Annotated in this window: 11 protein-coding genes; 4 read left to right on the top strand and 7 right to left on the bottom strand. The window is 65.7% G+C overall.

Going from position 1 to position 14,268, the window contains the following annotated elements:
- Positions 1 to 46: 46 nt before the first annotated feature.
- From RN01_RS24295 to RN01_RS24275, 5 genes are all read right to left on the bottom strand, one after another.
- Positions 47 to 1,189, bottom strand: a complete 1,143-nt coding sequence (locus tag RN01_RS24295) for an aromatic ring-hydroxylating dioxygenase subunit alpha (RefSeq protein ID WP_017514376.1) — start codon at positions 1,187 to 1,189, stop codon at positions 47 to 49.
- Positions 1,190 to 1,340: 151 nt separating this feature from the next.
- On the bottom strand, positions 1,341 to 2,561 hold the full coding sequence (locus RN01_RS24290; RefSeq protein WP_024570252.1) for a CaiB/BaiF CoA-transferase family protein: 1,221 nt from the start codon (positions 2,559 to 2,561) through the stop codon (positions 1,341 to 1,343).
- 26 nt (positions 2,562 to 2,587) lie between these two features.
- On the bottom strand, positions 2,588 to 3,763 hold the full coding sequence (locus tag RN01_RS24285; RefSeq protein WP_017515286.1) for an acyl-CoA dehydrogenase family protein: 1,176 nt from the start codon (positions 3,761 to 3,763) through the stop codon (positions 2,588 to 2,590).
- Entirely contained in the window at positions 3,760 to 4,749 is a 990-nt protein-coding gene (locus RN01_RS24280) for a tripartite tricarboxylate transporter substrate binding protein (RefSeq protein ID WP_017515287.1), read from the bottom strand. Before RN01_RS24280 ends, RN01_RS24285 begins: the two co-directional genes overlap by 4 nt.
- Before the next feature lie 42 nt (positions 4,750 to 4,791).
- Positions 4,792 to 5,952 (bottom strand): acyl-CoA dehydrogenase family protein, encoded by a 1,161-nt coding sequence (locus tag RN01_RS24275; RefSeq protein WP_024570250.1) that lies wholly within the window; start codon positions 5,950 to 5,952, stop codon positions 4,792 to 4,794.
- Between the two features lie 141 nt (positions 5,953 to 6,093).
- Here RN01_RS24275 and RN01_RS24270 point away from each other — a divergent pair, with 141 nt between their 5' ends.
- From RN01_RS24270 to purT, 4 genes are all read left to right on the top strand, one after another.
- A complete protein-coding gene (locus RN01_RS24270) occupies positions 6,094 to 6,876 on the top strand; it encodes an IclR family transcriptional regulator (RefSeq protein ID WP_017514828.1) in 783 nt (260 codons plus the stop codon).
- A 2-nt stretch (positions 6,877 to 6,878) separates the two neighbouring features.
- Positions 6,879 to 7,673: an IclR family transcriptional regulator gene (locus RN01_RS24265; RefSeq protein ID WP_017514827.1), complete on the top strand. Its 795-nt coding sequence runs from the start codon at positions 6,879 to 6,881 to the stop codon at positions 7,671 to 7,673.
- A 208-nt stretch (positions 7,674 to 7,881) separates the two neighbouring features.
- Positions 7,882 to 10,074, top strand: a complete 2,193-nt coding sequence (locus tag RN01_RS24260; RefSeq protein ID WP_024570248.1) for a TonB-dependent siderophore receptor — start codon at positions 7,882 to 7,884, stop codon at positions 10,072 to 10,074.
- Positions 10,075 to 10,165: 91 nt separating this feature from the next.
- Positions 10,166 to 11,368 (top strand): formate-dependent phosphoribosylglycinamide formyltransferase, encoded by a 1,203-nt coding sequence (purT, locus tag RN01_RS24255; protein ID WP_024570247.1) that lies wholly within the window; start codon positions 10,166 to 10,168, stop codon positions 11,366 to 11,368.
- A gap of 83 nt (positions 11,369 to 11,451) precedes the next feature.
- Here purT and RN01_RS24250 read toward each other — a convergent pair whose 3' ends face one another.
- Entirely contained in the window at positions 11,452 to 12,795 is a 1,344-nt protein-coding gene (locus RN01_RS24250) for a mechanosensitive ion channel family protein (RefSeq protein WP_017513409.1), read from the bottom strand.
- 130 nt (positions 12,796 to 12,925) lie between these two features.
- Complete coding sequence (locus RN01_RS24245) at positions 12,926 to 14,113, bottom strand: HD-GYP domain-containing protein (protein WP_017513408.1); 1,188 nt, start codon at positions 14,111 to 14,113, stop codon at positions 12,926 to 12,928.
- Positions 14,114 to 14,268: the final 155 nt, after the last annotated feature.

The raw sequence follows: 14,268 nt of genomic DNA, 5'->3' as shown, positions 1-14,268 counted from the left end.
GTGAATATGTCGCGCCGCGTTACGCGTACCTTGCCGGTCGACCGCCTCAAACCTGGGTCTCCAGCCGCTGGATCGGAATGACCGTTCGGCCGCCGCACTCGCGCAGCAGATCGCGCAGATCGCGGATGACCGGGAATACCTCGTGATTCCAGTCCTCACCCTGGCGGTCATGGGCCTCCTGCTCGCGCTCGACGATCCAGCGGTCTTCCTTGAAGATCCGCTCGGTGAACCAGACCAGTAGCGGCCAGGCCAGGTCCAGCGCGAAAGGAATGCCGGGGCGGCGGATCGACAGCATACCGAACGTGCGGTTGGTGCGTTGCGCTGCGTCCAGCGGCACATAGGCGATCCAGAGATCCATCACGAGCGTCCCACTGCCTGAACGGATTTTCAGCGTCTGGTACGGGTAGCCGGTGCGGACGGTCATCACGTCCTTGTTGCCTTCGCCGCCTTCCTTGCTGAAGACAAGCGCCTCGCCCATCGGCTGCTTGCCGCCTTCGCGCGAGAAGGTGTAGTCCACCTCCACGAAGTCGGCGCCACGGCGGCGGCCTAGCGACCGCGCGCGCATCATGCCCATCTGCCGCCGATGCAGGAACTGATGGTTCATGTCCATCAGGTTTTCGTGCATGAAGGAATAGTGACACTTGACCTCCCGGCCAAAGCGTCGTGTCTTGTAGTGCTTGTCCGCCACCGAGGCGAATTCGGGCAGCGGCTGCTGTCCGGCCAGCGCCGGATTGCCCGGAAAGACAAAAATCAGGCCCGCGCGCTCTTCGCACGGATAGGCGCGCACGCCGTTCGGCAGGCGCTCCTTGCCCAGGTAAGGCACGTCGATGCAGCGTCCCGAACAATCGTATGTCCAGCCGTGATAGCAGCAACGAATCGACTCGCCATCCACCACGCCCGCGTGGAGCGGCACCTGCCGATGAGCGCAGCGATCCTCCAGCGCGAAAATCTTTCCGGTTGCGGTGCGCACGAGCACGATCGGGTCGCCGGCGAACTGGACGCCATGTGCCTGGCCGGCCTTGACCTCGCGGGACCAGGCCAGTGGATACCAGTGATCGGGGTGAATCGGCACGCGGCGAAGGTCCCGTGTGGCGGCCTCCGTCCGGGTTTCCGCTGGCGCGGCGGCCGGCGCGCCAGAAGGCGCGGGATCGGCGGTACGGTGGTCAAGCGCGGACTCTGCTGCGTACATGCGTGGCATCTCCTTGCGTCCTGGAACCCGAGCCACCGGGATTCGGGTATCGGACTCGCCGAGTCTACCTGATTGCGACACCACCAGTCTGTCGGCATTTCTCTGACCGGCCGCCCAGGTGCCGCAACGCAACAACCATGCCGCCGCCCGCCTAGATCACCCCGCCCTCGCGCAGCCCGGTCAGGTCGGCGGCCGTCAGTCCCAGCGCGCCGTAGACTTCCGCATTGTGCTCGCCGACCCCCGGCCCGCTCCTGGCTGGCGGTGGGGTGTGTCCGGCGAACCTCGGCACCACGCAGGGTGCCGGGATCGAGCCCAGGTCCGGATCGGGCAGCCTGACGATCGCCTGCCGTTCCTGAAAGTGCGGATCGTCGACGATATCGGCGATCGAGAAGATCTTGCTGAACGGAATCTCATGCGCCTCGAGTGTGCTTGCCACATCCGCATAGGCATGGCTGCCGAACCACCCGGCGACGACTTCATCGAGCGCGTCCAGATGGCGCACACGCGACGGGTTGGTGGCGAAGCGTGGGTCGTCGGCCATGCCCGGCTGCCCGATCGCCTGACACAGGCGCCGGAAAATCGGGCCCGACGATGCCACCAGCGATACCCACTGGCCATCGGCCGTGGCATACATGTTCGACGGCGCGGTATACGTGGCGCGATTGCCCGCGCGCTGGCGGACCTGGCCAAGCTGCTCGTACTCGACCGCCAGCGGCTCCAGCAACCGGAACAGCGCCTCGGTGGCGGCCAGGTCGATTTCCTGGCCCGGCATGGCCTCGTTGCCAGGCCGGCGACGTTCGGCGATGGCGCTGGCAATCGCGAACGCGCCGAACAGGCCCGCCACCATGTCGCCCATCGGGTAGTTCATATGCAGCGGCGCCCCGCCCGTCTCGCCGGTCAGGTTCGTGAAACCGCTCATCGCCTCGAAGATGCGCGCAAACCCGGCGCGCTGCGCGTACGGGCCGGTCTGTCCGAAGCCGGTCAGGCGCAGCACCACCAGGCGCGGATTGGCCCGCCGCAGCGTGTCGATATCCAGCCCCCAGCGATCAAGCGTACCGGTCCGGAAGTTCTCCACAAGCACGTCGAAGTCCGGCAGCATCCGCAGGAACAATGCGCGCCCGGCTGGCTTGCGCACGTCCAGCGTGATGCCGCGTTTGCCGCGATTGGTCACCTTCCAGTACAGCGCCAGATCGCCCTTGACCGGCGCCAGCCCGCGCAGCGGGTCGCTGCCGTCGGGCAGTTCGAGCTTGACGACGTCGGCGCCCATGTCCGCGCACAGCGTGCTGGAGAACGGCGCGGCGATGACGGTGGCCATGTCGAGGATGCGCACCCCGGCCAGCGGGCCACCGGGTTGTTCTGCTTCGGGATTCATGCGATTGCTTGCGGTTGACTGCGGATTCACGGGCGCAGCCCGTGCTGGAAGATGCGACGTGCCAGCGTGGCACGATGCAGTTCGGACGCGCCGTCGTAGATGCGGAACGGGCGTAGTTCGCGCTGGATCATCGAGACCGGGGTGTCATCGGAAATGCCGAGCGCGCCCATGATCTGCACCGCGCGGTCAGCCACGCGCCAGACGGCTTCGGACACGAAGATCTTGGTCATCGCGGAGTCGTGCTTGACCGATTCCCCGGCGTCCATCTTGCGCGCGCAATCGCGCACCATCAGCCGGCTGGCGTGCAGGTCGATATGCGAATCGGCCACCATCGCCTGCACCTGCTGCAGATCGGCCAGCCGTTGCCCGAACGACTCGCGCTGCGCGGCGTACTGCTGGGCGATCTCCATCGCACGCGACGCGCGGCCGATGAAACGCATGCAGTGCGACAGCCGGGCGGGCTCCAGCCGCGCCTGGGCATAGGCAAAGCCCTGCCCGACCTGGCCAAGCACCGCGTCGTCATCGACCACGCAATGCTCGAATACGATCTCGCCGTGACCACCCACCTGATAGCCGTCCATCCCCGCGATGTTCCGCACGAGGCGGTAGCCGGGGTTGTCGGTATCGACGATGAACATCGTGGCGCCGGTACCGGCCGCCTCATCGGTGCGCGCCAGCACGATCGCGAACGCCGCATCCACGGCCCCGCTGATGAACCACTTGTGGCCGTTGATGACCCATTTGCCGTCCTGACGCGTGGCGGTGGTACGCAGCATCGACGGATCGGAGCCCGCGCCGGGGGCCGGTTCGGTCATGGCGAAGCACGAGCGGATCTGCCCCTGCACCAGCGGCTGCAGGTATCGCGCCTGCTGCGCGGCGTTGCCGTGGCGCATCAGGTTGATCATGTTCGGCTGGTCGGGCGGCGCGCAGTTCAGCGCCGGAGCGCCAAGGAAGCTGCGGCCGGCTTCCTCCAGAATCTCGGCACGCGCCTGCCAGTCGAGCCCGAGCCCGCCGTGCTCGGGCGGCAGATGGGGGGCGTAGATGCCCGCCTCCCGGGCCAGACCCTGCAGCCGCCGGACCACGACGTCAAGGCGCTGCACGTCGTGCGCCAGTACAGGGTCTTCGCTCGGGATCGCGTGCTGTTCGACGAACTGCCGCACCTTGCCGCGCAGTTCCGCTATATTGATTCCCATGGTCATCATTCCAGCGTGGTGCCGGTGGACTTGACCAGTGCGGCCCACCACGCCGCATCGGCACGAATCTGTTGTCCGAACTGCTCGGGCGTATCGCCCACCGGCTCCGCGCCCAGTTCCACCAGCTTCTTGCGCAGTTCAGGCCGCGCCAGGATCTTCACCATCGCCTGGTTGAGCTTGTCGACGACCGGACGCGGGGTATGAGCAGGCACCATCAGGCCTTTCCACGCGGTCACCACATAGCCCTTGAGCCCGGCTTCCTGTGCCGTCGGCAAGCCCGGCGCCGCCGTGGCGCGCTTCTCGCTGGTCACGGCCAGCGCACGCAGCTTGCCCGACTGAACGTGCGGCCAAAGCGCCGGCATGTTGTCGATCAGCAGTGTGATATGGCCGGCGATCAGGTCTGCCACGGCCGGGCCGCTACCCTTGTATGGCACGTGCTGGAGCTTGATGCCCGCGGTCTGGTTCAACAGTTCCCCGGCCAGTTGCGCGGGGCTGCCGTTGCCCGGCGATCCGAACGAAAGCTGGTTCGGGTGCGATTTGGCGTAGGCAATGAACTCCTGCACATTCTTGACCGGCAGCGACGCATTGACCGCCATCACGTTGTGCTCGCGCTCGATCATCGTTACCGGCGCCAGATCGCGCACCGGATCGTAGGACATCTTCGGGTAGAGGCTCGGATTGATGACGGTCGGCCCGGCGGCGGCCAGCAGCAGCGTGTAGCCGTCCGGCGCCGCCTTGGCAACGATGTCGCCGCCGATATTGCCACCCGCGCCCGGCCGGTTGTCGACGATTACCGTCTGGCCCAGTTCGTCGCGCAGCGGTTCGGAAATCAGCCGGGCGACGATATCGGTGGACCCGCCCGGCGCGAACGGCACCACCAGCCTGATCACCTTGTTCGGATAAGGGGCCTCGGCGTGTGCCGGGGCCATGCCGAGAAGCAGGCCGAAAGACATGCCGAACGACATGCCGGCCGCCGCGATCAGGGGCTTGATCATGATTCTCTCCGTGGATCTGGGTCTGGGTTCTGGATGGCCCGCTCAGCGCTGGCCGCCGGCCTGGGCAAAGGTCCGCTTGGCGATGTTGAGCTGGTGAATCTGGCTGGTGCCTTCGTACAGGCGGAACAGGCGCACATCGCGATAGAAGCGCTCGATGCCGTAATCGGCGATGTAGCCGTAGCCACCGAACAACTGCACACAGCGGTCGGCCACGCGGCCGCACATCTCGGACGCGAAGTACTTGCAGATCGACGCCTGCATCGTCACGTCCTCGCCCAGATCGCGCTTGCGCGCCGTTTCCAGAATCAGCGCCCGCGCCGCATGGATATCGGTCTGGCAGTCGGCGATCATGGCCTGCACCAGCTGGAAATCGGCCAGCACCTGTCCGAACTGCTTGCGTTCGGTGACGAAGCGCACCGCGTCGTCGAGCATCCGGATCGCGGGCCCGGTGCACAGCGCGGCCAGATGGATACGCTGCTTGTTGAGCACCTTCATCGCGGTGCGGAAGCCCTTGCCTTCCTCTCCGCCGATCAGGTTGGCCGCCGGCACGCGGCAGTTGTCGAAATGCACCTCGGACACCGGCGATCCGGCCTGGCCCATCTTCTGGTACGGCCGGCCTGTGCTCAGCCCCGGTGTTTCGCGCGGCACGATAAAGGCCGAGATACCGCCTGCGCCCAGGTTGGCGGGATCGGTACGCGCCATGACCGTGAACAGGCCAGCGATCGGCGCATTGGTAATGAAGCACTTGGTACCGTTGAGGATGTAGGCGTCGCCATCGCGCACGGCCGTGGTCTGCAGCGCGGTGGCGTCGGAGCCGGCCTCGGGCTCGGTCAGCGCAAACGATCCGGTGAGCTGCCCGCTGGCCAGCAACGGCAGATAGTGCTGCTTCTGCGCGGCCGTGCCATCGGCCACCAGCGCTTCTGAGCCGATGCCGGTATTGGTGCCGACCCGCGCCCGAAACGCCACCGAGCACTGCGACAACTCCATCGCCGCCAGCACCAGTTCCTCGGTGGTCATGCCGGCGCCGCCGTACTGCTCGGGAATCGAGTAGCCGAACATGCCCTGCGCGGCCATGGCGTCGACCAGATCCTGCGCCACCTCGTCACGTTCGGCCACCTCGGCCTCGCGCGGCACGAGCTTCTCGCGCACGAAGCGCCGCAGGGTCTGCAGAAAGGCATCGAAAGCTTCGGGGTCCCGGATCATCGTCTCGCTCCACCATGATTTTTGATGTCGAGGAGCGTACGCGCGCCTCCCGAATGTCGGCACCGTTGTTTCGCTATCTTGAACAACCATTGCGCAATCGGCACATCGCTTCGGTAAGATGAACGCCAAACCAAACGCCAGATGCCAACGCGCCCCCATCACCCCGATCCCGCCTTTGCCACCACGCTGGCCCACGGCCTGGCGTTGCTGCAGTGCTTTCGCGTGGGCGAGACCGTGCTCGGCAATAAGGAACTGGCCGATCGCACCGGTCTGTCGAAAGCGACCATCAGCCGGCTGACCTACACGCTGGCGGCGCGGGGACTGCTGCTCTACGACACCCATCTGCGCCGCTACCGGCTGGGCTCGACCGCGCTCTCGCTTGGCTATCCACTGCTGGCCAGCCTGCGCGTGCGGCAACTGGCCCGGCCGCTCATGAAAGCGCTGGCCGATCAGGTTGGCGGCTCCGTATCGCTGGGGCTGCGCGACCGGCTGCGCATGGTCTACGTCGAAACCAGCCGGGGTCACGACGCGATCGCGTTTCGTCCGGACATCGGCGCATCCCTGCCGATGCTGGCCACGGCGATGGGCCGGGCATGGCTGGCACGAGCGCCGGAAGACGTGCGCCACCGCCTGCTCAACGCGCTGCGAGAGGCCGAGCCGGACGACTACCACCGGCTGGTGGGTGCCGTGGATACGGCCATCGAGGAACTAGCGACGCTGGGCTTTACCCGGTCGCGTGGCGACTGGCAGCGCGACGTTCACGCCGTGGCTGTGCCGATGCGTACTCCCATCGACGGCGAGATCCTGGTCTTCAACTGCGGCGTGCCCGCGGTACGCATGACGCCCCGGAAGCTCGAACGCGAGATGGGGCCGCGCCTGCTGAAGCTGGTGGCGCAGGTGGAAACACTGGTGGCCTGGGAGTGACGATGGGCGCCACCGACATCCCTCCCGACGACGCCCGCGACCGCCAGTTCGCCACCACGCTGGCCAACGGGCTGGACATCCTGCTGGCCTATCGGGCAGGCGAATCGCTGCTGGGCAACAAGGACTTTGTGCAGCGCACCGGGCTGTCGAAGTCGACCGTGGCACGGCTCACGCACACGCTCAGCGCGCTCGGCTATCTGCGCCACGACACCGCGCTCGGCAAATACCGGCTGGGCGCACCCGTGCTGGCGCCGGGCTACCCGCTGCTGGCCAGTATGCCGATTCGCCAGATTGCGCGGCCGCTGATGAAAGCGCTGGCCGACGAGGTCGGCGGCGCGGTCTCGCTTGGCATCCGCGACCGGACGCAGATGATCTACGTCGAGACGGCACGCTCGACGGACAACCTCGTGGTGCCGCCCGATATCGGTGCCGCGCTGCCGATGCTGACGACGGCCATCGGCAAGGCCTGGCTTTGCCGCGCGCCGGCCGAACTGCGCGACCCGGTGCTGAACCGCCTGCGCCTGCAAGACCCCGACGCTTTCGCACGGGGAGCGCCGGGACTGTCCCAGGCACGCAAGGACCTCGAGCGGCTGGGCTACTGCACGAACCGCGCCGAGTGGCGCCATGATGTGTTCGGCTTCGCCGTGCCTCTGTGCAAGCCCGTTGACTCGCAGTGGTTCGTGATCAACAGCGGCATCCGGGCGCAGCCGGGCAGATTCCATGCCGTCGAGCAGTTTGTCGGCCCCCGGCTGGTGACGCTGGCCCACAACCTCGAAGTGCAGCTGGGGCTACGCTGATTCCCGCTCCGGTGCCTCGCCGGAACGCGAAAACGCGACAGACAAGACGGCTAAAGCGGCTAAGGCAGCCAAGGCGGCAAATGCCGCTTCGGCAACAAGGACTTGCTTGACGACTCAATAGATCACTCGGCATGATTCGGCCTTCCGCAATGTAAATACGAATTGTTCGTATTTACATTGCCAACAAGAACCGAACGAGCCAGCTCCAATGTCATCCCGCCAGTTCCCGGCCGCCAGCCCCGTCCATCGGCAGCCCGTCCCGTCGCGCCTGCGCGCCACAGTCTTCATCGCCCGCGTGGTGGTCATCGCGGGCCTGCCGCTTGGCGCATTCGCCCAGACCGGCCAGACCACACAATCCGCACAATCCGCCCCGGAACAGGCGCTGCCGACCGTAACGGTGAGCGCCGCGCAGGAAATCGACGTCGGGCCACACCTGGACAAGCCCATGACCAGTGGCGCGCTCGGTTCCCGGAAACAGCTCGATACACCGTTTTCGACCACGGTCATCACCGGCGACGACCTGGCCGAACGCCAGGTCACCAAGCTCGGCGACGTGTTCTTCACCGATGCATCGGTCTCCGACAACAGCAACGCGAACAATGCATGGTCGTCCTACCTGACCGTGCGCGGGCTGCAGCTCGATTGGCAGAACGGCTTCAAGATCAACGGCATGCCGTTCGTGAGCTACGGCATCACGCTGCCCTACGAACAGCTCGAACAGGTGGAACTGCTTAAGGGCGCATCGGGCTTCATGTACGGCTTCGGCAACCCGGGCGGCACGGTCAACTACATCACGAAGAAGCCGACCGACGTCTTCACGGCCAGCGCGGAACTGGGCTATCGCTCGTCCCACCTGTGGAGCGAGCATGTCGACGTCGGTGGCCGGGCCGGCCCGGACAACATGTTCGGCTACCGACTGAACCTGACGCACGAGGAAGGCAAGCCGTCGAACGCGGTCGGGCTGAACCGCAACTCCGTATCGCTGGGCCTGGACGCCCGCATCACGCGCGACCTGACCTGGACCTTCGACGGCATCTACCAGGACCGCAGCACCTTCGGCCAGACGCCCACCTTCACCACGTACAGCCTTGCTCCCGGCAGCCAGTTGCCGGGCGTGGTCAGCGGCCGGGGCGGCCTGTTCGCGGGCCCGGACCAGCACTTCTACTCCAATCTGCAGTTCTACTCCACGGGCCTGCGTTACAACCTCAACGCCGACTGGACGGTCAGCACGATCTACAGCTTCAGCAAGCAGTCGCGCAGCCGCAACGAGTCGAGCCTGAGCCTGATCGACGGCAGCGGCAACTACACCGACCTGCGCTACGACGGTGCCGAGGGACACCAGTTCAATCAGTGGTCGACCATGGTCGAAGGCCGCTTTCGTACCGGCCCGTTCTCGCACCAGTTCGTCGGCGGCGTGACGTGGCAAAACCAGATCAACCGCTACAGCAGCAACCCGGTGTCGCTGAGTCTGGACCCAGGCAACCTGTCGCAGCCGTACACCGGCGTTTACTACAGCCAGGTTGCGTTCAACAAGTACCGTGCCAGCGACATCACGCAAAAGGCGCTGTTCATGAGCGACACGATCCAGTTGACCGAGCGCTGGTCGGTGCTGGGCGGGCTGCGCTTCACCAACTACGAGCAGAACAGCTATGGGACCGACGGCACGCGCACCACCCACTATGACAAGACCGGCCTGCTGACGCCGACCGTCGCGCTGATGTTCAAGCCGATGCCGAGCACCACGCTGTACGCCAGCTACGTGGAAGCGTTCGACGGCGGCACCACGGTCGGCACGACGTTCGCGAACGCGGGCGCGCAACTGAATCCGGTCAAGAGCAAGCAATACGAAATCGGCGCGAAGACGGATCAGGGCATCTGGACCGGCACGGCGGCGCTGTTCCGCATCGAGCGCGGTGCCGAGTACACCAACTCGCAGAACGTGCTGGTGCAGGATGGCCTGTCGATCTACCAGGGCGCGGAGCTGGCCGGCGCCGCCCGCATCGGCTCCCAATGGGAAGTGGGCGGCAGCGCGATGTATCTGGACAGCTACTACGACAAGGGCCAGACCTACAACGGCAACCGCGTGGCGGGCGCGCCCAGCTTCATCCTGACCGGCCGGCTGGCGTACCGCATTCCGTACGTGCCGGGCCTGAAGGTGGGCATCGACGGCAAGTACACGGGCACGACCAAGCTGCGCCCGGCCGGCGACCTCACGCTGGGTGGTTACACGATCTTCAACCTCGGCGCGACCTACAGCACACGCGTGGCGGGCAAGGAACTGACGCTGCGGGCAGCGCTGACCAACCTGACCAACAAGCGCTACTGGGGCTTCCAGTACGCGGAGTACATCCAGCCGGGCGATCCGCCTGCGATCAGCGTCAGCGCGAAGATCTCGTACTGAGGGGCATACGCGACGTCAGGGAACCGGGATGTCGCGCCGGGCATCGCCCGCGTATACAATCCCGGTTTTTCTGACCTGATCGAGCCGCCCCATGACCACCCTTGGAACGCCCCTCTCCCCGTCCGCCACCAAAGTCATGCTGCTAGGCTCAGGCGAGCTGGGCAAGGAAGTGCTGATCGCGCTGCAGCGCCTGGGCGTGGAGACGATCGCCGTCGACCGCTACGAGAACGCGCCGGGCCAGCAGGTGGCCCACCATGCGCGTACGATCACGATGAGCGACGGCGAACAGCTCAAGGCACTGATCGAAGCCGAGCGGCCGGATCTGGTGGTGCCCGAGATCGAAGCCATCGCCACGCCAATGCTCGAAGCCCTGGAAGCGGCCGGCGTGGTTCGCGTGATCCCCACGGCTCGCGCCGCCCGCCTGACGATGGACCGCGAAGGCATCCGCCGCCTGGCCGCCGAGACCCTGGGCCTGCCCACCAGCCCGTACAAATTCTGCGATTCGCTCGAGGAACTGCAAGCCGCGATCGACGGCGGCATCGGCTACCCGTGCGTGGTCAAGCCCGTGATGAGCAGTTCCGGCAAGGGCCAGAGCAAGATCGACGGTCCCGCGGACGTCAAGGCCGCGTGGGACTACGCCATGGCCGGCGGCCGCGTCAGCCACGGCCGCGTGATCGTGGAAGGCTTTATCGACTTCGACTACGAAATCACGCTGCTGACCGTACGCGCCGTGGGTGCCAGCGGCGAAGTGGAAACGCATTTCTGCGAGCCGATCGGCCACGTGCAGGTCGCCGGCGACTACGTGGAAAGCTGGCAACCGCACCCGATGCACCCGAAGGCACTGGAAACCTCGCAGCATATCGCGCGTGCCGTGACCGCCGACCTCGGCGGCCAGGGTCTGTTCGGCGTGGAACTGTTCGTCAAGGGCGAGCAGGTCTGGTTCAGCGAAGTCAGCCCACGTCCGCACGACACCGGCATGGTGACGATGATCACACAGTGGCAGAACGAGTTCGAACTCCACGCCCGCGCCATCCTCGGCCTGCCCGTCAGCACCGCGCTGCGCGCGCCCGGCGCGAGCGCCGTGATCTACGGCGGCGTTGAAGCTGAAGGCATTGTTTTCGATGGCGTCGACGAGGCGCTGCGCGTGCCGCAGACGGAACTGCGCCTGTTCGGCAAGCCGGAGTCGTTCACGAAGCGCCGCATGGGCGTGGCGCTGGCCTACGCCGAAGACGTGGATACGGCACGCGAGCGCGCCAAGGAAGCGGCAGGTAAGGTCAAGCCGCGGAAGGCGTAAGCACCGCGCCTGGTTGACTCCCCTCTCCCGACTACGGGGGAAGGGAGAAGGTAGAAGGTAGAAGGCAGAGGGAGAAATCCCCCCTACGCCACCCTGTCGGCCCGATCCGTCGGGGCCGATGGCGGCTGACGCCCCCCCGAGTCCGCGGCGGCCACGGCCAGCGCGGCGTGCTGGTCGGCCATCGTCGCACCGCTGCGCAGCCCGCTCAGGTCCGCGCCTGACGGCGCCTGATACACCCGCAAACCCAGCTCCGGCAGAATCGCGAACAGGTGGTCGAAGATATCGCCCTGGATACGTTCGTAGTCCGTCCAGTTCGTAAGCGTGGTGAAGCAGTAAACCTCGATCGGAATGCCCTGCGAGTCGGCTTCCATCATCCGCAGGTTCAGCAGCAGATCGTGATGAATTTCCGGATGCGCGCGCAGGAAGGCGATGCCATAGGCGCGGAACGTGCCCAGGTTGGTCAGCCGACGGCGGTTGACCGGGTCTGTGTCAGCACGCAGGATCTCCCGGTTGGCCCGATCGACCTCCTCCTGCTTGACCTCGAGATAGTCATGCAGCAGCTTGAACCGCATCAGCGCCCTGACCTCCTCCTCGTCCAGGAACCGCACGCTGGTGGCATCGATCCGGAGCGTCCGCTTGATGCGGCGCGCGCCGGACTCGAACATGTGCCGGTAGTTGCGGTAGCTCTCCGAGAACAGCTTGTAGGTTGGCACCGTCGTCACGGTGTTGTCCCAATTCTTGACCTTGACCGTATGCAGCGCCACGTCCATGACGAAACCATCGGCATTGGACTGGGGCATTTCGATCCAGTCGCCAATGCGCAGCATGTCGTTCGAGGTGAGCTGCGTGCTGGCCACCAGGGACAGCAGTGTGTCCTTGAACACGAGCAGCAGCACCGCCGATAGCGCGCCGATACCGGACAGCATCCAGAGCGGCGAGCGGTCGATCAGGATCGACAGCACCAGCACACCGCAGACCAGCCACAGCGCGAGCTGGGCCACCTGGATGTAGCCCTTGATCGAATGCGTCTGCGCGCTGCGGCTGCCGGAAAACACGGTCTGCCACGCATCGAGCACGCCAGACAGCATCAGGAACACGCTGATCCAGGTGCCCGCATGAGCCAGCCGCTCGATGGCCGCCGAGAACTTGCCCAGGTTCGGCACCTGGCTGATGCCGACCGTGACCACGGCCAGAAACACCGCGTAGCCCAGCCGGCGATAGGTCCGGTGGCGCAGCAGCGCCCCAGCCCAATTGCCGTGGCCGGAAAGACTCAATACGCGATAGACCACCCGGCCGACCACGCGCGCCACGAGCCATTGCGCGATGCCGGCCAGCAGGACCAGCGCCAGGACGTACAAGGTGATCTGAGCCCACGGGTGGGCCGGGATGCGTTGCTCGAACAGTTCAAGCAGGGCGTCGAAGGTCATGTGTGGTGAAGCGGTACGGGCTGATAAATACGGGCTGACAAGCGCCAAGTCTACTATTTCTGCCCGCCCCGCCCACACTTGGCGTTCGACGTCCGCCGCGTCCGCCGCGTTCAGCGCACGCGCTTTCTGTCTATTTCACGTGTGGCGCGTACATTGCCATCAGTTGCTCGTCGGTGAAGCCCCACTGCCGGGCATCCTCGAAGGCAATGACGGAATCCTCGCTCTGAGTCAGGTCGAGAACCTCATGCGGCAGCGGCGCCGACTGTGACACCGAATAGAACGTCATCACGCGGGGCCGCAGCGGTTCGTTCGCGTTCTGCCCGCAGACCACCGCCAGGCGTCCCGAGCGCAGCCGCAGCACGGTGCCCAGCGGGTAGATGCCGACCGTCCGTGTAAACGCCTTGAACACGCGGCGATCGAACAGTGTGTCGACGCGCACGGCGATGTACTCCATCGCACGCGCCGGCGACCAGGCCAGGTGGTTGGGCCGCGGCGATGTCAGCGAGTCGTAGGTATCGCAGATCGCCGCGATCTTGGCGTGCACGCTGATTTCATTCTCGAACAGACCGAAGGGATAGCCCTTGCCATCCACCCGTTCGTGGTGATGCACGCACACGTCGAGCGGAATGTTCGTATACAGCCGCGCCTCGTTCAGGATACGGTACCCGGCCGATGGGTGCCGCCGCATCTGCTCGTACTCGGCCGGCGACAGATCCCCCGCCTTCATCAGCAGTGACTCGGGCAGCGTCAGCTTGCCGATATCGTGGACCAGCCCGGCCAGGCCAAGCTCGCGCACTTCACCGTCGGGCAGTTTCAGCGTACGGCCCACGGCGATCATCAGCGCACAGACCGAGTACGAATGCAGGTACGTGTAGTCGTCCTTGGCCTTGAGCCGTGCCATGGCCAGCAACGCCTGCGAATGACGCGAAAGCGATGTCGATGCCGAATCCACCAGCAGCAGCGCGCCGTTGGTCTCGAGCGCGTGCCCCATCCGCACGTCGTTGAAAATCGACCCGATCACCGCCCGGCCCGACTTGATCAGCTCGCGCGCATGTTCGAGTTCGTCCTCGAATCCCGACTCGGGCTGTGCATCCACCTCCGAATCGGCAACTTCCGGCGTGCTCTGCATCGGCAGGTTGCGCCCCTTCAGGATGTCGATCCAGACGTCCTGCACATTGGCCGCCAGGATCTGCTCGATCTGTTCGTCGCTACTGACCAGAAAGCGCGAGCGCCAGAATGGATGGTTAATCCATGGCCCGCCCAGCCTGGACACAAACATGCCCACCTGAAGCTGTTCCGCCTTGATTCTTCTCAGCATGTCCTTGCCCCCCATGAACTGCGGCGGAGCAGATGCCCCGCCATCCCGGAACTTTGGGCTCTTGTCAGGCCCTCGTCATTTGCCGCCTATATCGGCAGATTGCGGCGGAACTTTAGCCCGACGATCGGAGGCCTCCATCTGGTGGGCACGTCAAA

Origin of the sequence: Cupriavidus sp. SHE, from assembly GCF_000812445.1 — a bacterium.
GTDB classification, from domain to species: domain Bacteria; phylum Pseudomonadota; class Gammaproteobacteria; order Burkholderiales; family Burkholderiaceae; genus Cupriavidus; species Cupriavidus metallidurans.
This window is presented reverse-complemented; position numbering and strand designations above follow the sequence as displayed.